General features: G+C 64.0%; 24 protein-coding genes. 6 read left to right on the forward strand and 18 right to left on the reverse strand.

The window, feature by feature from the left end; translation table 11 throughout:
- Positions 1–5: 5 nt before the first annotated feature.
- A complete protein-coding gene (locus SNE35_RS23975) occupies positions 6–323 on the forward strand; it encodes a hypothetical protein (RefSeq protein ID WP_320425546.1) in 318 nt (105 codons plus the stop codon).
- A 3-nt stretch (positions 324–326) separates the two neighbouring features.
- Entirely contained in the window at positions 327–818 is a 492-nt protein-coding gene (locus tag SNE35_RS23980) for an MgtC/SapB family protein (RefSeq protein ID WP_320425547.1), read from the forward strand.
- A gap of 226 nt (positions 819–1,044) precedes the next feature.
- Here SNE35_RS23980 and SNE35_RS23985 read toward each other — a convergent pair whose 3' ends face one another.
- On the reverse strand, positions 1,045–1,383 hold the full coding sequence (locus SNE35_RS23985; RefSeq protein ID WP_320425548.1) for an Hpt domain-containing protein: 339 nt from the start codon (positions 1,381–1,383) through the stop codon (positions 1,045–1,047).
- Between the two features lie 700 nt (positions 1,384–2,083).
- Between SNE35_RS23985 and SNE35_RS23990 the strand changes: the two genes are divergently transcribed.
- The 3 genes from SNE35_RS23990 to xth all read left to right on the forward strand — a co-directional run bounded on the left by SNE35_RS23990 (position 2,084) and on the right by xth (position 3,544).
- On the forward strand, positions 2,084–2,329 hold the full coding sequence (locus tag SNE35_RS23990) for a hypothetical protein (RefSeq protein WP_320425549.1): 246 nt from the start codon (positions 2,084–2,086) through the stop codon (positions 2,327–2,329).
- 189 nt (positions 2,330–2,518) lie between these two features.
- On the forward strand, positions 2,519–2,704 hold the full coding sequence (locus SNE35_RS23995) for a DUF3606 domain-containing protein (RefSeq protein WP_320425550.1): 186 nt from the start codon (positions 2,519–2,521) through the stop codon (positions 2,702–2,704).
- A gap of 3 nt (positions 2,705–2,707) precedes the next feature.
- Entirely contained in the window at positions 2,708–3,544 is an 837-nt protein-coding gene (gene xth, locus SNE35_RS24000; RefSeq protein ID WP_320425551.1) for an exodeoxyribonuclease III, read from the forward strand.
- 199 nt (positions 3,545–3,743) lie between these two features.
- Here xth and SNE35_RS24005 read toward each other — a convergent pair whose 3' ends face one another.
- The 15 genes from SNE35_RS24005 to ku (SNE35_RS24075) form a co-directional block, all read right to left on the reverse strand.
- The gene (locus SNE35_RS24005) at positions 3,744–5,903 is read right to left on the reverse strand and encodes a xanthine dehydrogenase family protein molybdopterin-binding subunit (protein WP_320425552.1); all 2,160 of its coding nucleotides are present in this window, start codon (positions 5,901–5,903) and stop codon (positions 3,744–3,746) included.
- 1 nt (position 5,904) lies between these two features.
- Positions 5,905–6,894, reverse strand: a complete 990-nt coding sequence (locus SNE35_RS24010) for an FAD binding domain-containing protein (RefSeq protein WP_320425553.1) — start codon at positions 6,892–6,894, stop codon at positions 5,905–5,907.
- 3 nt (positions 6,895–6,897) lie between these two features.
- Positions 6,898–7,512, reverse strand: coding sequence for a (2Fe-2S)-binding protein (locus tag SNE35_RS24015; protein ID WP_320425554.1), 615 nt, complete (start codon positions 7,510–7,512; stop codon positions 6,898–6,900).
- A gap of 66 nt (positions 7,513–7,578) precedes the next feature.
- Complete coding sequence (locus SNE35_RS24020; RefSeq protein WP_320425555.1) at positions 7,579–7,764, reverse strand: hypothetical protein; 186 nt, start codon at positions 7,762–7,764, stop codon at positions 7,579–7,581.
- A gap of 319 nt (positions 7,765–8,083) precedes the next feature.
- Positions 8,084–9,274 carry a GAF domain-containing sensor histidine kinase gene (locus tag SNE35_RS24025; RefSeq protein ID WP_320425556.1) on the reverse strand — a complete coding sequence of 397 codons (1,191 nt, stop codon included), beginning with the start codon at positions 9,272–9,274 and terminating at the stop codon, positions 8,084–8,086.
- Between the two features lie 410 nt (positions 9,275–9,684).
- The gene (locus SNE35_RS24030) at positions 9,685–10,212 is read right to left on the reverse strand and encodes a hypothetical protein (RefSeq protein ID WP_320425557.1); all 528 of its coding nucleotides are present in this window, start codon (positions 10,210–10,212) and stop codon (positions 9,685–9,687) included.
- A 474-nt stretch (positions 10,213–10,686) separates the two neighbouring features.
- On the reverse strand, positions 10,687–11,130 hold the full coding sequence (locus tag SNE35_RS24035; protein WP_320425558.1) for a hypothetical protein: 444 nt from the start codon (positions 11,128–11,130) through the stop codon (positions 10,687–10,689).
- 61 nt (positions 11,131–11,191) lie between these two features.
- A complete protein-coding gene (locus SNE35_RS24040; RefSeq protein WP_320425559.1) occupies positions 11,192–11,596 on the reverse strand; it encodes a hypothetical protein in 405 nt (134 codons plus the stop codon).
- 235 nt (positions 11,597–11,831) lie between these two features.
- Positions 11,832–12,311 carry a hypothetical protein gene (locus SNE35_RS24045; RefSeq protein WP_320425560.1) on the reverse strand — a complete coding sequence of 160 codons (480 nt, stop codon included), beginning with the start codon at positions 12,309–12,311 and terminating at the stop codon, positions 11,832–11,834.
- A 28-nt stretch (positions 12,312–12,339) separates the two neighbouring features.
- Positions 12,340–12,696, reverse strand: a complete 357-nt coding sequence (locus SNE35_RS24050; protein ID WP_320425561.1) for a hypothetical protein — start codon at positions 12,694–12,696, stop codon at positions 12,340–12,342.
- A 94-nt stretch (positions 12,697–12,790) separates the two neighbouring features.
- Positions 12,791–13,744 carry a non-homologous end joining protein Ku gene (ku, locus tag SNE35_RS24055; protein ID WP_320425562.1) on the reverse strand — a complete coding sequence of 318 codons (954 nt, stop codon included), beginning with the start codon at positions 13,742–13,744 and terminating at the stop codon, positions 12,791–12,793.
- A gap of 21 nt (positions 13,745–13,765) precedes the next feature.
- On the reverse strand, positions 13,766–16,291 hold the full coding sequence (ligD, locus tag SNE35_RS24060) for a DNA ligase D (protein WP_431312788.1): 2,526 nt from the start codon (positions 16,289–16,291) through the stop codon (positions 13,766–13,768).
- A gap of 77 nt (positions 16,292–16,368) precedes the next feature.
- Positions 16,369–16,548 (reverse strand): DUF3606 domain-containing protein, encoded by a 180-nt coding sequence (locus tag SNE35_RS24065; RefSeq protein ID WP_320425564.1) that lies wholly within the window; start codon positions 16,546–16,548, stop codon positions 16,369–16,371.
- Between the two features lie 79 nt (positions 16,549–16,627).
- Positions 16,628–17,467, reverse strand: coding sequence for a tetratricopeptide repeat protein (locus SNE35_RS24070; protein ID WP_320425565.1), 840 nt, complete (start codon positions 17,465–17,467; stop codon positions 16,628–16,630).
- Between the two features lie 11 nt (positions 17,468–17,478).
- Positions 17,479–18,423, reverse strand: coding sequence for a non-homologous end joining protein Ku (gene ku, locus SNE35_RS24075; RefSeq protein ID WP_320425566.1), 945 nt, complete (start codon positions 18,421–18,423; stop codon positions 17,479–17,481).
- Between the two features lie 242 nt (positions 18,424–18,665).
- On the opposite strand from ku (SNE35_RS24075), the gene pepA reads away from it, so the two are divergent.
- Positions 18,666–19,475, forward strand: coding sequence for a flocculation-associated PEP-CTERM protein PepA (pepA, locus tag SNE35_RS24080; protein ID WP_320425567.1), 810 nt, complete (start codon positions 18,666–18,668; stop codon positions 19,473–19,475).
- Positions 19,476–19,579: 104 nt separating this feature from the next.
- Here pepA and SNE35_RS24085 read toward each other — a convergent pair whose 3' ends face one another.
- Both SNE35_RS24085 and SNE35_RS24090 read right to left on the reverse strand, forming a co-directional pair.
- The gene (locus tag SNE35_RS24085) at positions 19,580–19,840 is read right to left on the reverse strand and encodes a glycine zipper domain-containing protein (protein WP_320425568.1); all 261 of its coding nucleotides are present in this window, start codon (positions 19,838–19,840) and stop codon (positions 19,580–19,582) included.
- 424 nt (positions 19,841–20,264) lie between these two features.
- Positions 20,265–21,056, reverse strand: a complete 792-nt coding sequence (locus tag SNE35_RS24090; protein WP_320425569.1) for a hypothetical protein — start codon at positions 21,054–21,056, stop codon at positions 20,265–20,267.
- Between the last annotated feature and the right edge of the window lie 68 nt (positions 21,057–21,124).

Consider the following 21,124-nt stretch of genomic DNA (forward strand, 5'->3'; position numbering starts at 1 on the left):
TCGCCATGGATGCGCCGCAAAAATCTGGCAAGCAGACCCTCGACGAGGCTTTTGATCAACTCGAGGCGCAGTTGCCCCAGCGTGCAGCGCGCGCTGTGCACTGGACACGCGGCTCGCGGGCGCGCTGGGTGCGGCTTCCGCTGGGCATTCTTGCGATTTGCTTCGCGGTGTTCTGGTTCATGCCCATCGTCGGCCTGGAGTGGTTGCCCATCGGGCTATTGCTGATCGCGCTGGACGTGCCCTTCATGCAACGGCCGGTCGGACTTTTCATCCTCTGGCTGTTGGAGAAATGGAAGCGGCTGCGGGCCCGCTACGCGGGATAGGCGATGTGGCAGGAGGTCACCGCCGCGCTGGCCAGCGAATTCTCTGACTTGCCTGATGCCGATCAGGTGACGCGCGTGCTGACGCGCCTCCTGCTGGCAGCCCTGCTTGGCGGTGTGCTCGGCTACGAACGTGAACGCCAAGGTAAAGCCGCGGGCCTGCGCACCCACATGCTGGTGGCCATGGGGGCCGCGATGTTCGTTCTGGTACCACAACAAGGCGGCATGGCCCCGGCGGACATGAGCCGGGTGATCCAGGGCGTGATCACTGGCATCGGCTTCCTGGGCGCCGGAGCGATCATCAAGGCGACCTCGGAAGGCGAAGTGCAAGGACTGACGACCGCGGCCGGCATCTGGATGACGGCGGCCATTGGAGTCGCGTGCGGAATGGGGCGAGAGTCCACCGCGCTCCTGGGTACCCTTCTCACCGCCGTGATCCTTGGCTTGCTGCCGCGCCTGGTCTCATCGGAGCCGGATCGATCTCAAGGCCCATCATGACGCTTGCGGTGCGGAACGACGCCAGCCGGCGTCAAGGTAGAGCAGTTTCGATCAAGCTGGCGCGACCAGCCAAACCGCTCAACCGCCGCTCTGACGCAGTCGCTTTCGAGAAGCATGCGGCCCGCTCCTCCTTGCCATTCTTCCCAGCGCATGGCGTCGGCGCGAAGTAACGACAGCAACAAAGCTTCGGCCACCGGCAGACGCAGGAAGCTCTTTCCGCATCGTTCTACGACGCTGCGGCTGAAGTGTCCAGGGCAGAGACGGCGATGGCAATGCGCTCATGCAGCGCTCTCATAGTCTCGATTTGGTCAGCGGAAAGTCGCCCAGAGCTCTCGCGCAAACCCTTCAACATTGCCTCGATGGCAATCGCATCCTTGGCAATTTCTTCAAGCCCGACCACTGCCGCAGCACCCTTCAGGGTGTGTGCAATATCCACCAGCGAGTCGACAGCATAGGCTTGGCTCGCCGCCGTTTGGGGCATCAGTGCTGGCAGCAGCCTGCCCATCCGGGATAGAAGATCTCTCGCTTCCATCAGGAAGAAGTTGTAGCGGTATTTCTCTCTCATTACCCCGACCCCTGTGCGCATCCCCTCCGGTTGCGGGTTCGACGCTGCCATGCCGTGCCGATCTGCCATCTCTAACGAAGGAACGCGTCGATCATCGTGTTCCGAAACCACGTTTCCTTGGGCCCTCACCGGCTTGCGTGACGCCGTGCAAGCCGCCGGCTCCGGCTCACTGCCGAGAACCCACTTTACAGTCAGGCTCCAATCAGGCTCGAGTTGGTATGAGAAGTTTTGTAAACCACAGGAAGCTTGACCATTAGGACGTTCGGGAGCCAAGGGTGTGCTGACTGGCACCGGCGAGGCGGCCATGTTTGCCCGCAGCGACGTAGCAGGCAAGCTTGATGGGCATACGTGATCGTCATCAAGCGGGGCCAGTGCACCACCGCGCACTTTGCGTGAGTGCGAGAACTCCGTCTGTACAACTGGCAAGTGCGCCTTTCCCAGTGCGCGACTATGGCTGAGCACTGGACAGCATCGCCCGGAGGACCAACGTGTGTGCACGGGACTGTGCATTGCCCTAGCGGAGAATCTCGATAGATCTGAAGGTGACCCAATGGGACACAATAGCTTGCTGGGGACAGAAGTGGCCCCTGAACGCCCCGTAGGAAGCAGCGAGGACCGACTTGGTCCAAGCGACGGCACGGACAGCGGCAGCGACACAGTCGGTGCCGATCGACGCCCGCCCGCAGACCCGTCCGAGCCGGTGGATCGGATTCTCGAGCGCGATGTCGCCTATGCGCCGATCGAAGATGCCGACTCGGAAGCTGACGATGACCTTGGAGCGGACATCTCCGCTGATGGCGCCTTCAATCCAGATCCGGAGGGCGCGGCCGGCCAGGACACTCTCGTTCCAATCGATGCTGCGATGGCACCCGATCCCCTGGACGACGAGGACGAGGCGTCGATCGCGGAAGCCGGCATTGCTCCGTCGCCGCAGCACGGTGATTGATAAAGTCAACACCGGACAAGGCAGGTAGCCGCCTAGCAGACAGTATCGTGACGCACTTCCCGCGTACCGCCTGGCCAACAAGGGCGGTGTTCTGTAGGCATACGCCTGCGTCGCAGCAAGACCCCGTCCTTCACCAGCGGCCACGCTGGCGCGGCAGCATGCGGCTCTGAACTGCAGTGGAGAACGACCATGGCCGACGACAAGACCAAAGTGGGTGGGCAGGATCGCACACGCATCAACACGGGTGAAGACGACGAAGTCCGCGATTGGGAAAAGACGTTCGGCGTCACACCAGCTGAGCTGATGGCGGCCGTGAAGGCCGTCCGCAATGGCGCCGCTGCGGTCGAGGCGCAGCTGAAGGTCAGCAAGGTCTGACCCGTGCTGGTCGCCAGCTGGAACGTCAACAACGTCATCAGACGGCTGGACCATCTGCTGGACTGGCTGGGGAGGTACCGACCCGACGTCGTCGCCCTCCAGGAACTCAAGGCTCAGACCGAAGCCTTTCCAAGGGACGCTCTGCGTCAGGCAGGCTATGAGTCGCTTGTCGTAGGCCAGCGAACCTGGAACGGCGTGGCGCTCCTTGCGCGTGGTCACGACATCATTGAGGTGTCTTCGGCACTACCCGGCGACACATCGGACAAGCAGGCTCGCTACGTCGAGGCCGCCATCAACGGCGTCCTCTTCGCCTGCCTTTATTTGCCGAATGGCAATCCGCAGCCCGGCCCGAAGTTCGACTACAAGCTTCGCTGGTTCGATCGATTGCGAAAGCGCGCTGAAGGGCTCTGGGCGTGCGGTGAGCCGGTCGTCCTCCTGGGCGACTGGAACGTCGTGCCGACCGATGCCGATATCTACAAGCCCGATACCTGGCGTGACGACGCCCTTCTGCAGCCTGAGGCGCGCAAGGCCTTCGCCGATGTGCTGGAGCAAGGGTGGACCGATGCCATCAGGGCGACGCACCACGCCCAGGTTCCCTTCACCTTCTGGGACTATCGACGCAATCGTTGGGAGCGGAACGCAGGGCTACGCATCGACCACATCCTCGTCAGCGCGCAGTTCAAGGTCAATGACGCTGGCGTGCACAAGGAGGAGCGGGGCAAGGAATCGCCGAGCGACCACGCCCCGGTGTGGGCACAGCTCGAGCTGAGGCGCACTCCCAGAGCAACCAGGCCGGCCGCAAAGGATCGGATCCCTCCGCACCGCGCCAGGAGACCCTGAGGCGCGTGTGACATCGACGGGGTCTGACGCAGCGACTCAGGCTCTTCGCTTGAGCGAGAACCGTGAAGCTCGCACCCTGGAGGCAAAGGTCGTCCGCCTTCCTCCGACGCCGCGGAAAACATGGTGCACTTGCGTTACATCCAACACTTCAATTGAGGCGACAACGGGAAGCAATGCCGCGCGCCGCTCCGCTGTCCCTTCAGCTACCGAGCAGGTCCTCGACCCGGATGGGCATGTGCCGCACTCGCACGCCAGTGGCATGGAAAACCGCGTTGGCCACTGCCGCGTTCATGCCCACGTTGGCCAACTCGCCCACGCCCTTGATCCCGAGCGGGTTCACCTGTCGGTCGCTCTCCGGCAGGATGATCACCTGGTGCTGCTCGATGTCCGCGTTGACCGGGATCAGGTAGTCAGCCAGGTTGGTGTTCACATAGCGGGCGGAGCCGCGGTCCACGTCGGTCGCCTCGTGCAGCGCGCACGAAACGCCCCAGATCTGCCCGCCCATCAACTGGCTTTCGGCTGCCTTCGGGTTCACCACCTGGCCGAAGGCATAGGCACCCACGATGCGCGGCGTGCGGATCTCACAGGTGCGCGCATGTACGCGCACCTCGACGAAGGAAGCGCCGAATGCCGCCTGCACCCGGTCCTTCAGCCGGAAGCCGCCGCCGATCGAGGACACGCCCTTGTAGAGCGCCGCCACCTGTTCGGGCTTTGCCCCGTGCGGCACGTTCTCGGCGTAGGCTTCGATCGCGCCGTGGGTCGGAAGCGGCTGCTTGCCGAGCTTCCTGCGGATCTCCTCGCAGGCCTTGGCCACAGCGTTGCAGACACTGGCCGTCGAGTTCGAACCGCCGGCCACCGGCGCCGGCGGCAGCTCACTGTCGCCGATCAGCACCTCGACGTTCTCGACCGCCAGGCCCAACTGGTCGGCCGCGGTGATCGCAATGGCCGTGTACGCACCGTTGCCAATCTCGTGCGTGCCCGTCTGCACGGTCGCTCGGCCCTGAGGCGTCAGGCGCACGCGGGCGGTGGCGGGCGCCATCTGCGTCGGGTAGATCGACGACGCACAACCCCAGCCGATGAGCCAGTCGCCGTCGCGCATCGAGCGCGGTTCGGCGCCTCGGCGAGACCAGCCGAAGGCCCGCGCGGCGGCGTCGAAGCAAGGCATCAGCTGGCGAGACGTGTACGGCAAGCCCTTGATTGGCTCACGCATCGTGTCGTTGGCGCGGCGCAGCTCGATCGGATCCATCTTTAGCCGCCACGCCAATTCATCGACCGCGCACTCCAGCGCGTAGAGGTACGGCGTTTCCGGCGGACTGCGCATGAAGCCGGGCGTGTTGCGGTCGGCATGGAGGATCGTCACTTTGGACGCGACGTTGGGGCAGGCATAGAGGCGTGTGGTGGTCTCGATGCCGGAGACCTTGTAGTCGTCCGGCCGGCTGCTGATTTCCTCACCCTCGTGGCTCAGCGCCACGAGCTTGCCGGCCGGCGTCGCGGCCACGCGCACCCGGTGCCGTGTCTCCGCACGGTAGGTTGCGATGCCGAAGCCCTGCGCCCTCGTGACCTCGAGCTTCAGCGGACGCCCGAGCCGGCGCGCCGCCAGCGCGACGATGGCCGTGCGTTGCGTCAGCGAACCGCGCGAACCAAAGGCGCCACCGACGAAAGGCGAAATCACCTGGATCTGCTCGGGCGCGATCCCCAGTTGCTGCGCCAGACCGTGCTTGTAGCCGGAGACGTTCTGGCTTCCCTCCCAGACGGTCAGCCGGTCGGCACTCCACGCACAGAGCGTGGAGAACAGCTCGATCGGATTGTGGTGCTGGGTCGAGGTGGCGTAGTGCTGATCGACGGCCACTGCTGCGCGTGCAAATGCGCCGTCGAAATTGCCGACCTGCGGATCGGGCTCCGGCGGCTCAGCCGATTTGTGCGCCGGCCCACTGGTGAGTCCGGCGCTGCCGAAGCCCGCCGAAGGCGCATCTTCCGCATAGCGCACCACCAATCGCTGGGCCGCCTCGCGCGCTGCCTCGGGTGTGTCCGCGGCGACCAGCGCGACGATCTGCCCATCATGAAAGATGCGCGGCTGCATCGGCGCGATCGACGTGCCCATGAAGCCCTTTTGCGACTGGATGTCGCCTGGCTGGATGGCACCGATATTGCGCCAGGTGAAGACCTCCAGCACACCGGGGACGGCTCGGGCCGCGCGCTCATCGATGGCGACGATGCGGCCGCGCGCGATGCGCGACACGTGCAGCCAGCCGTAGGCGGGATTCGGGGTCGGCTGGTCGGCAGCGTAGCGGGCACTGCCCGTGACCTTCAGGCGCCCGTCGATGCGAGGAGTGGGCATGCCGATTCGGGTAGTGGTCATGTCAGATCTCCAACCGCGAGGCTTCGATAAGTGCGCGTGCCACGGTTCGTGCGCCCAGCTCGACCTTGAAGGCATTGCCACGGCGCGCTTGCGCGCCCTGCATCGCGGCGCGGCCGGTTTCCGCGGCACTCTGTTCATCGAGACGCTTGCCTTGGAGCCAGGCTTCCGCGGTGTGGGCGCGCCAAGGCCGGTAGGCCACGCCACCTAGCGCGATGCGTGCATTGCGAACCATGCCATCTGGCGCGAGGTCCAGCGCCACGGCGGCGCTGGCCAGTGCGAACTCGTAGCTGGCCCGGTCGCGTACCTTCAGGTAGAGGGACCGCCGAGTCCACGGCCCCGCCGGCACGAAGAAGCCTGTGATCAGCTCGCCGGGCTGAAGCACCGTCTCGCGCTCAGGTGCCTCCGGGCCGCGGTGCAACTCTTCGAAGCGCAGCACGCGCGCTCCGGCGGTACCCATGAGCTGTACCCGCGCGTCCAGCGCCACCAGGGCCTGCGCGAAATCGCCAGGATAGGCGGCGATGCAGCGTTCGCTGGTGCCAAGCACGGCGTGTCGGCGGTTCTCACCCTCCAGTGCCGCGCAGCCGGAGCCTGGAACGCGTCGATTGCACGCTGCCCAGCTGGTGTCGCGGAAGTACGGGCAGCGGGTGCGCTGCAGCACATTGCCGCCGAGGCTCGCCATATTGCGCAACTGGGCGCTGGCAGCGAAGCGCATCGTCTGGGCGAGCAGCGGATAGTCGCGATTCACGCCGGGATGCGCGGCAAGCTGCGCCATGCGCACCAGGGAACCGAGCTGCAGGCCGTCAGCCTGCAGCGCGATCTCGCCATGGCTGCGCTGCAGGCCGTTGATGTCGATCAGCGCATCGGCGCGAACCGCATCAAGCTTCAGACAGTCGACGAGACTGGTGCCGCCGGCCAGGAAGGCGCTGCCAGCGCGAGAGGCCTGAATCGCGCCAAGCGCATCGTCCGCGCGCACATAACTGAATGGATACATGGCTCAGCCCTTCGCCTGAAGCACCGCCGCGACGATGTTCGGATAGGCCGCACAGCGGCACAGGTTGCCGCTCATCGACTCCCGGATCTCGGCGTCCGATCCGGCATGGCCTTCACCGATGCAGGCGATGGCGCTCATGATCTGGCCGGGCGTGCAGTAGCCGCATTGAAAAGCATCGCAGTCGATGAAGGCCTGCTGCATCGGATGCAGGGTGCCGTCGGCGTGCGCCAGGCCCTCGATCGTCGTCACCGGGCCGCGCACCGCAGCGGCTAGGGTCAGGCATGACAGCACCCGCCGCCCGTCGATATGGACCGTGCAAGCGCCGCATTGCCCATGGTCGCAGCCCCGCTTGGTGCCGGTCAGGCCCAGGTGCTCACGCAAAGCGTCGAGCAGCGTTGTACGCGGGTCGATCTGCAGGCGGTGGTTCTCACCATTGACCAGAAGCTCGACGGTCAGCGCGCCACGCGGATCGCCGAGCGGCTGCGGCTCGGCCGTGGACGGAGCCTGCGCCGCCGCCGGCTTAAGCAGGCCAACCGCGCCACCGAGCGCCGCGCCGGTCAGCAGGCTGCGGCGCCGCAGTCGTGGATTCGGGGCGTCCTTGTCATCTTCCTCGTTCATGCAGCGATCTCCTGGCCTGGCAATGGCAGCGCCGAGGCAATCGCCATGCCGCCCCTGGGCGGCTGATCAATGCCCGGGCGCGTGGCGGCGGTCCCGATCGTCGTTCACCTGCCCCTGGTGCTCCTGCTTGTTGGCAGTCTCGCCGCCGCGCTTGGACCCGCGGTCCACGTTGCGCGCCTGCTCCTGCTCGTTCCGATTGGCCGCTGGCTGGTTCTGCGGACGCTGGCCGGTCTGCTGTCGTTGGGTGTTCATCGCAATGCTCCTTTCACTTGCTGGGCACCCATTCCGGCAATCGCCGTTCCACGCCCGGTGTCCGCGCTTGACCCTTTCGCGACTCATCGCACGGGAAGCCTGCTGAGTGGTCCGCCCCGGGACAGCTGCGACGAGGCCGTTGACGCTTTGGCCAAGCTCACCTTGGATCACTGCTGGTCGCTCGCTCACGCTGCTCGACTGCCCGCCACAAGCGGACTGGGAACAGCAGAACCGAACTAGTCGTCCGCTGGTTCAGAAAGCCGACGCCGAAGGCAAGCGCTCCTGCTGAGCTCCCCGCGGGTGAAGCGCGATTCGCGCGCTAGCCGATGGTGTCGTCGCTAGAGCCCAGTAAGGGCATACGAAACGTGAAAGTAGTCATGCCGTCCCGGGAACTCACCTGAATCTCCCCGCCATGGGCACGCGCGATGGACCAAACGATATACAGCCCCAACCCAAGGCCTTCGCCCCCGCCAGGCCGGGCGCCTCGCACGAACGGCTCAAACAAGGATTGCTGATCGGCAAGGGGGATGTCGGTGCCGTAATTGGTGACGCTGAGTTCTAAGGTCCCCTCGACATCTCGCGCCCTGAACCCGACAGGCTCATTGGGATCCCCGTACTTCAGCGCGTTGATGAGGAGATTCGACACGAGTTGAGCGAGTCGAGGGGCTTCGCACCAGACGGGCGCGGCCAGTTCGTCTCGATAGTCGATGGCCCGCCCGGGATGAGCCGAAAGCAACTCGTCAACCACCTGTCGAAGCTCGTCACCCAGGTTCTGCTCAAGCACTGGCTGAATCGTCATGCCCTGGCCAAGGCGCGCTCGCGCAAAGTCCATCAAGTTGTCGACGAGCTCTGCCATGCGCGTGGCGCTCTTCTTCAAGATGCCGATCATTGCCGCAGACCGATCCGGCGCAAGAGCGATGACGTGAAGGCTCGTCAGGATGGTCTGCAGGGGGCTGCGCAGGTCGTGTCCCAGCACCGCGATGAACTGCTCACGCAACAGCGACTGCTGTCGGACCAAATCCAAGTTGGACTCAGCGTTCATGACGCTGTCGTTATTGTCGAGATGAACCGCGATCAGTTCGGCAAAGAGGTTGAACGTGTTCCGAACCTCTGCGGAGTTGAGCTTCGCTGGGCGCGGATCGATTGCGCAAAGCGTGCCCCAGAACTTTCCACCTTTGCGAATGATGGGCACAGAAATGTAGCTCTGGAATCCATACAGGGCGGGCGTCGGATGGGCATGGTAGGCCTCATCCTCGGCCACATGGTCGATGACGACCGCCTCGCCCGACTGCCGGATCTCGTTGCAGATCGTCGTCTGAAGCGGCAGCTCGCCGCCTGCCTTCAGACCGAAGCCGATCTCGTCACGACTCGCACAGCAAATCCATTGGCTTTCGGTGACACGCGCAACCGCGGCGAACCCCATGCCGGTGGTTCTGCAGACGACATCCAGAATTCTTGGCACAGACTCGATGCCAGTAACCGCCGCGACCTCGGCGCTTGCGCTTTCCATACAAACCTCATCAAACCCAGTTACGTCAACACTTTGCTACGCCGCCAACGATGCAGCGAAGCCCTCAAGGACGGAACTTCGGCTGGTGGGAACGGTGAGGCGCACAGCAACGGAAGATGAGGAAATATACGCCAAGCTCGGACCCGGATATGTGTCGGTGTTGCGGGCTTCGCCCACCGATCGTCTTACCCAATCGCCGTCAAGCGTCGGCAACTGCGCCCCGGGCTCAGCGTACGCAGAGCGCCCTGTATCGCCCCTCCGCGCCACCGACCAGTTCATTGAGCTCTTGTTACGCGTAAGCGATCGTGCGGGTCTGGGCAAAGTGCCCAGCGCTCGCCGGCAACGCTGTGACTGGTCCATACGTCAATTGCCGCAGGACTCATTGCAGGGGACCTGCGGCATAGCCCGCTTCAGTCGCCGGCCAGTAGCTTCTGGGGCACCTGCTCTAACGTCCAGTGGCGATCCCGGAGCAGGAACACCCACACCACGTTGAAGCAGTCCTCCGCCCAGGCCTTGGGTAATGCGTTGCTCCCAAGGATCGCTCTTCCGAGCACCGGGATGTGGTCATGTTGCCAGCAGACCAATTCGGGTGATCGCATTGCGCGAAGGGTAGCGGCGACGTCCTCGACGGCATCGATGTCGGACCATCGATCGTCGACGCGCAGGCCGAGCGCGTCCGCCAGCGGAGCCACCGTGTCGGCGGGGCGCGTCGAAGCGTGCCCACGAGTCGGGCGGGCGGCGAAGATATGGCGCGGAGTGGCAATCAGGCCGCGACTCGTTCTAGCGCCCAAGCGCGAGAAAAACGGGACCAATGCGCCAGCGCGCTGCCAGCCCACGACGCTCAGAGAATTGTCGTCTGGTCTTCCCTCGACACTGACACCGCCGCGTCCGCCGACGGGCTTCTCGGCATGGCGGATCAGCATGATGAGCTTGGACACGAGGCGGCGATCAGCGTCCCTTTGGCGAGGGCTCCAGAAGCTCGACCGCGGCGGCCAGAACCTGAATGACCTTGATATCCACTAGGTCGGCGGAACGCACCATTTCCTGGGCCGAGTCGAGGATTCCTCACTTGCGGCGAGCCGATTCCTTGACCAGCATGACATTAGCTGACAGCCCCGCGAGGCGTATTCCTACAAGATGTTGAGTCATTGAGGAATTGGTCGCTCATGCAATCGGTGGAAATCTGAGGCTGTCGGAACCAGACCGATTCGTCTCGATGCGATCCATTCCGTTTGGCACCGACGAGGCCCGATGCATCGTGCATCGGGCCTCTCCTTTCGACGATGGCGCCCCGCAAGCGCGTGTTCCATGTGATGCCTCGTCGACGGCCTACCGCATGCGCACGTCATTCGACACCTGTCCGGCGGGCCGCACAATAGCCGTCGCAGTTGGGTATCACATCGAGCGGGAGTTCAGCATCCGCGTCGCCCGCGAGAAGTCGCCTGAAACTGCGTCGGGTCCAACGCATACGTCCAGGCACGCGACCTCATCAGGCCAGACAGCAGGCCCTTCCGCGTCGGGCTGAGCGTCGTCTCAAACTCGGGGGAGAACAGCTCGCAGTCCAAAACCCGTGCGAGTTGGCAGACCAGCCTGCAGAAGTAGTCGCAGTCGGATCGCGCGTCGATAGCAATCCATGCGGCATGCTTGCCGGGAGCAAGTTCCGTCAGGTCAATGCGGTTGCCATGCGCATAGCCGTAGGTGGTCGAACCATCGTCCACGTTTGAAACCCTGGGCGTGGTGGCGGCCAACAGGCGGTGCAGGAAAGTGATCTCGCCGGAGTTCAGCGGCGCGTGCTCGCGATCAGACCAGGAGGCCGCTGCCGGAACCAATGAGACGTCGAATTGCCAAATCGCCATCGCAATCTCCCTTGTTGTCTCGTATCGTCAGAGCAACATCTCGACACGCGGCGCGACCACCTCAACGGTCAGTCGGCAACCTTGAAAGAGCGCGGATCATCAGCGCTCCCATGAGCCCCGCCAGGAGCACTGCTGCAATCGGATAGGCGCGGATGGTGTCGCCGAAGCGAAGCGTCGGCGGCTCAGCATCCACGGCGTCCTCGAGCGGCCTCTCGTGACCGGGCGCGAATTGCTCTTCGCCCGAACCGGTGGTCACATGCAGCGGCGGGAAAATAGGCCCGTCCGAATCGCCGAGATCGTCGAGTGCCGAACGAGCGTGCGTCACGCCGTCCCGAAGCAGGTCGATGTCCGGCGCCACACCCGCCGATGGCGGAGAGGCAGTGCCTGTAGGAATGCTCTCGACATGTCCATATGGCACCTTTTCGGGACTGGCGACAGGTTCTTGAAGTTTTGACGTGCTGTTCATGGCTGATCTCCGGGAGGCGGCGCACTGAGCAACGGCAAACCAGATGCCGCGAACTCCTGGTGTTGCATCAGGCCGGCACGGATCCGGGAGCAGTTGTCGCAGCGCAGACAGCGCGCCCACGCGGCGAGTCAACGGCTCGATCCCGCGTGAGCGCATAGGCCGACTTCCCACCTTACGTGCGGTGCTACCTGGATGAGTTGTTGGATACCATCAGCCGACCACAGCAACCGTCCCGTCAACGTCCTCGTCGACTTCGGCTCGTCCCCGCAGCCACGATTGCAGCGCCCGCAGCGACGATCAGCAGGTCTTCGATCAGCCCGCTGCGGGTCTGTCCGATGCGCACCATGGCCCTCTTCCGAGCGGCGAGGGTTAAATAGGCGAGAGGAACGGCGGTAACAACGGCGAGTGCGGCGCCGGTGCGCACCTGGCCCTTCGGGGCCAAGGCCGCACCCGCGATACCTGCGCTCATGACGCGTGCCAGAAGGCCAAGGAACACAGTCCGATCGGGTGCTGTCTTCATCTTGTCGCCGAAAAGCTCGCCGACGCCCAATGCCAGCGCTCCGACTTTGAACGCGGGTCTGTCCAACAGGGCAAGGCTGCCCGGAACCGAGCGGCCGGCAAGGCGCGCCGCGACCAGTGACGCCATCGGTGTCATCGATCGCGCACTGGCGACCGCCCCGATCAGCAGCGATGAGAGCAGGCGACGGATTTCCATCTTGATCGACCCTGTGTACGAGGTTTACTCAGACCGCCTGCTGCGCGAGCGCTACAGCTTCGAGCCGCGCCGGTGCCGCTCTATCTGTGTCGTCAGCCCCAAGTTGCCTTTCGGAGCCCCCGGAGAGGCGACGCATCTCAAGGCCTGCGAGCCCGACACCCAGCGTGCAAAGCGCCAAGTTCACGATGCTTGTGCCCGCGAGGAGATAGAGGCCCGCCAACAGGACAGAACCGCGCAATAGCAAACGGCAGCACCGCAGAAATCCAAGTCGCGGAGAACTGGTCCATTGCAAGGACACCCGCCCGACCAGCAGCGAGCCCAGTGCGATGCCACCCAGCACCTGCGTGAGCAGTTCGAGACGTTGATGCGATGCGGCCATGGACATGAATTTGCATCCATGCCCTGCCCTCGTATGTAGGACGTCGCGCCGTCCCTCCGTCACTAGGCAACGATGTAGCCGCTGGAGCGCTCGGAAGAGATCAGGCGGCCTTTCTGCGTCCCGCGGCGGCCTTCTTCGCGGGGGCCCGTGCAGGCTTCTTGCCAGTCTTCTGGGCCGTGCCTGCTGCGGCACGCGCTGCGCCGGACGAGGCCTTGCGGCCTCCAGCCTTTGAGTTGAGGCTCTGCTTGAGCAGGTCCGACAGGTCTATCACGTTGGAACCGGCAACGTCCGGTGTCTCCTCCAGCGGCTCGACCTTTGCCTTGTCGCCGGCCTTTGCCTTCTTGGCGACAAGTTCCCGCACGGCGCTCGTGAACTCATCCTCGTAGTCGGTCGGCTTCCAGGTCGTTGTCATCTCCGCAATCAATTGCCCCGCCATCTTCATCTCCGCGGGTTTCAAGCTGTTGGCGGCGACTCCCACCTTCGGCAGGTACAGCCCGTCAGGAGAACGGATCTCGGCGGCCCAGCGCAGGATGCCCAACATCAGCGCCGGCCCGGCGGGAACGAGGGCGGCCAGATGCTCCTTGTTGTGAAGGACGAAGCGCGCGATACCGATGACGCCGGCCTGAGTGAGCGCCTCGCGCAAGAGCGCGTAGACACGGTCGGCTTTCCCTTCGGGCGCCAGGTAGTATGGCTTCTCGGTGTAGAAGAAGGAGACATCGGTCGCCTTGACGAAGGTCTCGATCGCAATGGTCTGCGTCCGCTTCGGGTAGGCAGCCTTGATCTCGTCGTCGGAAAGCACGACGTAATCCCCACCCTCGATCTTCACGCCCTTGACGATGTTGGCCTGTTCGATCTCCTTGCCGGTGCGCTTGTTGATGCGTTTGTAGCCCACCGGATCCATGGTCCGCTTGTCGAGCCAATCGAAGTCGACCTCCTGCTCGTCAGTTGCGGAATGCAAGGACACCGGTACATGGACAAGGCCAAAGGAAATGGCCCCTTTCCAGATAGAACGGGAGGCGGACGCTGCGGTGGGGCGAGCTTGGCGAGTTGCCATGGCAGTCTCCTTTACTGGATATCAAGGTTGGAGCTTGAGCTTCTTCCTGGCCACGGTCAGCGTCTGCCGCGAGGTCCAGTACTCGGCCCAAGGATCGGACGGCTCGAAGGACAGGTATTCGCGCGTCGTTGCGATCGTCCACTGCGCTCCGCCCTTCAAGGTTGGCAACTGTTCCCAGGAGACCGGCACCGAGACACCCAGGCCCGGCCGCGCGCGCGCCGAGAAGGCGCTGGCGGTGGTCTGGCCATGGCCGTTGCGCAGATAGTCGATAAAGATCTTGCCCAAGCGATTGCCGCCACCTGCCTTGGCGACGAAGCGCTGCGGGATGGTCTTGGCCATGTGGGCCACGACGGTCCGAGAAAAGTCCTTGACGGCCTCGTAGTCCAGCCTGGGCGCCAGCGGCACGACGACATGCAGGCCCTTGCCGCCGCTGGTCTTGAGCCAGCAGCTCAGTTCAAGTTCCTCCAGCATCGTGCGGGTCAGCAACGCGGCCTCCTGGACATGTGCCCAGCTCACGCCCTCACCAGGATCCAGATCGAACACCACCCGATCAGGTTGGTCGATGCGCTTCGCGGTGGAGTTCCACGTATGGAATTCGATGACGTTCAGCTGAGCCGCATTGAGCAGCCCGGCGACGCTATCGACCGTGAGCAGCTCTTGGTGGCCGGGCCACAGTGCAGGATCCAGCTCGGTCAGGCCGTCGAGCTTCGCGTCCGAATGCTTCTGGAAGAACAGTTGCCCGCTGACGCCCTGTGGTGCGCGAACCAGTGACACCGGCCGGCCACGCAGGTGGGGCAGGATGCGATCCGCAATGCTTTCGTAGAAATGGAACAGGTCGATCTTGCGCAGGCCAGTCGATGGATCGATCACCCGATCGGGATGTGAGACCTTGACCGACACCCGTGGCTTGGCCGACGGCGCGGGCGCCTTGGCTCTCGCGGCCAGTACGGTGCCGCTCTCGCGGACGACCGAGGATGCTGGCTTGTCAGCCCGCACGCCCCGGAAGCTTGCGTGCCGAATGTTCCCATCCGGGGTCCACTCGCCGAAGGCCACCTCGACCACCATCTCAGGCCTCACCCAGCGCTCGGCACCGCGAGTCCGCCGGGACCAGCGGCCGGGCGCTACCTGAGCCGGATCCACCGTGGGCTCCGCTGACACCAGGTCGAGCAGGCGCTCATGCAAGGCACGGCCCTCGGTAGCGGACCATCCCGTTCCCACGGATCCCGCTGAGCGCAGCCGTCCAGACGCATCGTGGTAGCCCAGAAGCAGCGCGCCCACCTCATTGGCGGCGTTGCTTCGATCGGTGAAGCCGATGACGACGAACTCCTGGCGGTGCTGGCATTTGAGTTTCAGCCACGTGTCGGTCCGCCGCGATTCGTAAGGCGAACCCGCCTCCTTCAGCATCACGCCCTCAAGCCCCAGGTGACACGCCGCATCGAGTACCGCTGCCGGCGAACTCGGCAATTCCTCGCTGAAACGGATGCGATCGGAAGCCTGGTCCTTGAGCAGCTCACGCAGGACCAGCCGCCGGCTGCGGACGGGCACCTGCCGGAGATCCATGTTGCCCAGGAAAGGCACATCGAACAGGTACAGGATGATGTCTTCCGTCCGCGTGCTATCGATGGCGTTCTGCAAACGATTGAAGTCCGGCGTGCCGTGCTCGTTCATGACCACCATCTCGCCATCCAGCCATGCGCGCTCGATGCCGATGCGTTCCAGCGCCCCGGCCAGCGACTTCAGTTTCGCGGTCCAGTCATTGCCATTGCGCGTCAGGATCCTGGCCTTGCCCGCGGCGATCCTGACGATCGCGCGATAGCCGTCGAACTTGTTCTCGATCAACCAAACTCCGGTGGCCGGCGGCGCGGTCGCCAGCGTGGCCAACTGGGGCTCAAGCACCACCGGGAAACGGGCCTTGATGGCTTTTGACAGATCCGGGCCACCGACCGGCTGTGCAGGATTGACGGCACGAGGTTCGCGCTGTTCGACCGGGCCCAGCGGATGGGTGAGGACACTGTCCGGCAGTGCGGTGATGACGTCATACTCGGCCGTAGGCCGAGCCCACGCGTCTCCGCGTTTCTTCAGCAGCAACCACTGCTCCTGCTTGCGTTCACCCGGCTTCGAAATGCGCACAAGCTCCCACAGGCCCGCCAGCTTCTGGCCATGCAGCTGGAAGATCAGCTTGCCCTTGGCCAGGCCCTCGCCTGCATCGCCGACCGGCTCCCAGGTGCCCCGGTCCCAGACGATCACCTTGCCTGCGCCATAGTGACGTTTGGGGATGTCCCCCTCGAACTCGTTGTAGCTGACCGGATGGTCCTCGACGTGGATCGCCATCTGCTTGACCGACGGATCGAATGTCGGGCCCTTGGGCACTGCCCAGCTGACCATCACGCCACCGAGTTCGAGCCGGAAGTCGTAGTGAAGGTGGGAAGCCCAGTGCTTCTGGATCACGAATACCAGCGGCTCCTTGCCGCGACGCCGCCGCACCCTTCCCGCAGGCTCCGGCGTCGCCTTGAAATCGCGCTTTGCGTTGTAGCTGCCCAGCGGCATATCGGCACGATCTTTGTCCTGCGCCGGTTTGGCCGTCCTGCGGACACTGTGGTCGGAGCGCGACTCAGCGGCCACGCCTACTCCTCTTTCAGATAGCGCTCTACCGCCGGCGCCTCGTTGCCGACGGCTTTCACCGCGTCGCGCAGCTTGGCAGCGGAGACACCAAACTTGGTTGACCAGTACTGGACCTCGTAGTCCTCGTCGAGGCTGATCCGACTGCGGTCCTGTCCGCCGGCGTTGGATTTGTCGTCTGGCATTGGGGTCTCCTTTGGAATGCAGTGACGCAAAGAAGCATTTCGTGTGCCTGCTCGTCCGCCCCAGTCGTTCGCTCCGCGCTCAGCCGTCCTGCGACCGCGACAATCGACGGTAAGCGCTGAAATGCCTCAATGCGGCTTGCGCATCGCCGCTTCGCTCCATGAGTACCGCGCTGTTGTAGTGGGCGTCGGCAAACGCAGGGTCCAACTGCAGCGCTCGTCCATAGGCCTCGATCGCATGCGAGATCTGACCCCGATCCTCCAGCGCGATGCCCCGGTTGAAGTGCACCAGCGGCGATTCCCCGCAATGTCGCGTGGCCTGGTCGTACAGCACGACGGCGTCCTTGCAACGGCCGGCCTCGCAAAGCATGGCGCCGAGGTTGAGGTAGGCGTCTTCGAAGCAGGGATCGAGGCGGATGGCTTCCCGATAGCTGGCTTCGGCCGCATGATCATCGGTGGCCTCGAGAGCGATTGCCCGATCGAACTGCGTGAGCGCCTCCTTCTTGGCCCTGCCGTCGGTGCTGCCGTCCAGGGACTCGACCAGGACCGCTCCGGACGACGGCTCGCGATCGAAGGACAGCAACAGCTGCCCCGTCTCCGCCTCCCACAAGCTATCGCCGTCGCGTACCGCCACGGCATCGCCGACGGCCAGGATGCGCAGGCCACTGATGGGAAGTTCCGCAGGAAGCTCACCGCGCAGCGCATCGAGCGCGCGAACGATGCTTCGGGTGGACAGGTGGGCGATACGCAGAGACTGGGCCGTTCGCATCAGCACCAGGTCCTGGAACCTGAACCTCAGCTCGTTTCGGGCGCCGCGGCTTGGGGCGACGAAGCCCGCCGCCACCAGGGCCATTACGGTCGCACGTGGCAGGCCCAGCACCTGTTCGACGCCACGTACCGTATAGGACGCCTCGTCCGGCATTGCAGGCGCATTCACTTTCTCGCTCGCGCACGTGCTGAGACTGGACTGGGGGCCGCCTTCGCAGTTGCACGCTTGACTTCCTTGCGTGCAGGAGCAGCTTCCTTGATCGGGGTCACGTTAGAAGCCTTGTTCCCGGCCCCGCTGTTCGACTTCGTCGCCTGCTGCGAGGCAGCAGGCTTGCCAAGGCTCGCCCGCAGCGCTTCCATCAGGTCGATGACCTGCCCGCTGCTGGCCGCATCCTCACTGTGCGCCGAAGCAACGACCTGCTTGCCACGGATCTTCTCGTCAATGGCCGCCAGCACCCGTTGCTTCTCCTCGTCCTCGAACGACTCGGGGTTGAAATCGTCGACTGCGATCTGGTCGACCAACTGCAGCGCCAGCTGCAACTCCGCCGGCTTCACCTCGGCATCCTCGATATTGAGATCCTTCAACGACCGGACCTCATCGGCATAGCGGAGCTGCTGGAGGATCAGCCCATCTTCGGTGGCGCGCACCTGGACGATGTTCTGCTTGGCCTTCCAAGCCCACTTGGCAAGCGCGCACCGCCCCGCCTTCAGCATGGCCTCGCGCAGCAGACCATACGGCTTGGCGCCCCGTTTGTCCGGCGCGAGGAGATAGGACTTGTCGTAGAACAGCGGATCGATCGCCGCGATCGGGACGAATGACACGATCTCGATCACATGGCTGCTGCCTTCCTCGAGGTTCTTGAGTTCCTCGGGTGAGAACAACACGAAATGATCGGGCTCGACCTCGTAGCCCTTCACCATATCCTTGCGCTCGACGACCTTCTTGGTCCGCTCATTCACGTACTGCTGCTTGAGCCGGCTCCCATCCTTGTCCAACAGTTTGAACTGGATCTCCGAGCCACTCTCCGTGGCTGAGAACAATCGAACGGGGACATTGACGAGCCCGAAGCTCAGCGTGAGCGAGGCGATCGATCTGGCGGAGGTAACCATGCTGTGCTCCTGGGGCCGCTGCAAATACCAGCTTAGTCACCTTGAGGCCGCAGCGCTGTACGCATTCAAGCCAAACCGGCGTAGGAAATGCTCGGAGCACGATAGAGATTCAGGCACTCGCATTGCCTTGGCGGCCCGGGTCGTGCTCATGCGGACGACTCGGACCGGCGCGCATTCTCATGAATGTGCGCCGAATCTCTTAGCAAGTTGTCGTCCGCATCGCGGACGGAGAAGGAGACACCATGAACCTGAAATGCCGGACCCAGCTTCCAGCAGTTTTCCGCCAGACACTTCTGTCGATCGGCCTTGCCTTGGCCTCCCTCAGCGCCAGCGCCCTGCCCAGCTTCACCCTGGACCCATCGACCATTGGCCTCGCCGGTAGCGCCTTCACCGCCGACAACCTCCTCGTCTCGAATTTTTCAACCGTCCTCAATGGACCTGCAGGTGCCTTTACGGAGACCGGCTATCTGAGCGTGACCGGCGCGCAACTCGGCGGCGGGATGGCGATGGCTGCTGGATTGAATACCGGGTACGGCCTGTATGTTCAGTTCGCCGGCGCGGGTCATACCACCTTCGGCACCGACCCCACGACCGGCCCGACGTTCGGTACTCTCGATAGCCTCACATATACCCTTTACGGATACAACGGGACTGCCACCTTCGGTTTCGACGCGGGAAACATGCCGATGACCACGGCAACTGGAGCCATCGCCCTGGCCTCCGGAATGCTTGTTCCCGGTACCGGCAGCGTGACCACGACCCCGTCCGCCCCCTTGTTCGCGCCCTCGGCCAACGCAATACTCACGATGGACGGAACCGCCGGCGGCGCATTCTTCGCGTCGCCGAACCCGTTCATGAATCAGGCATTGACTTCGTTCTCGAACACGAGCTCACAGGTCTCATTGATCAACGGTGGCTTCACGATCCGGCAAGGCGGTGGTTCGATCAACTTCTCGTCCGCCGTGCCCGAGCCCGAGTCCTATGCGTTGCTCGCCGCTGGACTGGCCGTCATCGCCTTCGTCTCGACCCGCCGAAGCCGCGACAGGCGCTAGGCGTGAGGCAGGGATGTCGAGGGAGCTAGATCGTGATCTGGTCGCCCCTCTCTGGCAGCCCTGCTGCAACGCCCGGTAGCGCTGGGCGCCCGGCCAAGTTGTCTTCAGCGGGCAGACCGAGCCAGGAGCACACCCACAACCAAGCCCAGGCCGAGGGCGGCGGCCACTGCGACCAACGGGTGCTCACGCACCCAGTCGATCAACGGCTCGGTCGCGGTGGGTGATGTGCTTTCCTCTGTACTGTCGCCATCGAGCGGCGGCTCATTGCCCGTACTGTCCTGTACCGGGTCTGGGACGCTCTCTTGGCCAGAACGGTCGGAAGAAGGCGACGGGTCTTCGCCGAAAACGGGGATGTCTTGATCCATGACGATGAACCGGTTGCTTCGTTGAGCGAACAGTCGGCAAGCAAGATGCCGTCATCCGATCGACCAGACACGCCACGGAGTCAATGGGCAGGGCGCCACGTCGACGCTCCGTCGAGTCGCTTGACTGCCGCCACCCTGGCCGCCCAGGTCGAAGTTACGGCGGAACTGCGCGTAGATATCACCGTAGCCAACAAATCCCCATCATTGCCTCTGCCCAACCATGCAGCGTGTCAGTAGCCGAGCGTATGCAGCACGAACCGAATACGCGGAGGTCTTCCAGAGGAGGACGCAACGAGCATCGGCGGGCGCCACGAGGAATGACGCGCTTTCAATGCATGAAGAGGGCGATGAGGATGATGATGGGGATCGGAACGCCGAGTAGCCAAAGAAGTAGTGAGCGCATATTGATCTCCTGTAGGTGTTGTCAGAACCGATCGCGATGCCGTCCGCCCACAACACCCAGCACGCTGGCAATGAAGGCCCCCACCAGCAAGGCGATGAAGCCCCACAGCGATGCGGCCGCAGCGGCCTTGCGGGCCTTGTCTGCCGTCGCCTTGGCCTCAGCTGCTTTGGCTTGCATGCGGGCGTAGGCATCAGTCACACGTTTCTCCGCGTCTTGTTGGTTCAAGCCGGTCCGTTCAGAAACGAGCTGGCCCACGTAGCGGGTGTCGTCTGCACCCAGGGCGTCGGAACCAGCAGCGTGCGCAAAGATGCGGGCAACTTCATCTGTCGGTGCGGGGCCGCCCGCAGGCGCGCCCGTTGCTGCGGAGCCTTGAGGGGATCCCGTGCTCCGAAAAAGGGAGTCGACGAAATAGTTGTCACTGGTACCGGCCGCACTGGCCGAGGAAGCCGCGGTCGGCGCAGCCGCCATCGCGCCCACACTGGTGCCGCCGATGATCGCGCCGCCTGCCTTGGCGCCGCCGCTTACGATCGATCCGACCGCAGCCGTCAACATGCTCGCAGTGACTAGCGTGGCAACAGACCACGCAAGGAAACCGTGGGCGGTATCCCTGAAGTACACCTCATCTGCATGGACCGAAGCCCATCGATGGCGCAAACGTCCGGCAAGATAACCGCCCATCCCAGACGCCGCCAACTGGGTGATCGTGAGCCAGGCTATCGTTGAAATGCCGAGAGTTTTCCCCGTCACGCCTTCACTTGACCATGGCGATACCGAGGACAACCCTAGTCCGACACCAAGAAGCAGAAGAATCAAGGACAGAGAGGCGGCCCCGGCTGCTCCAGCGATCACGGCCGCCCAGCAGATACTGTGCGCATGTCTTT

Source organism: Roseateles agri (assembly GCF_034043675.1).
In the GTDB taxonomy this organism is placed as follows: domain Bacteria; phylum Pseudomonadota; class Gammaproteobacteria; order Burkholderiales; family Burkholderiaceae_C; genus KK5.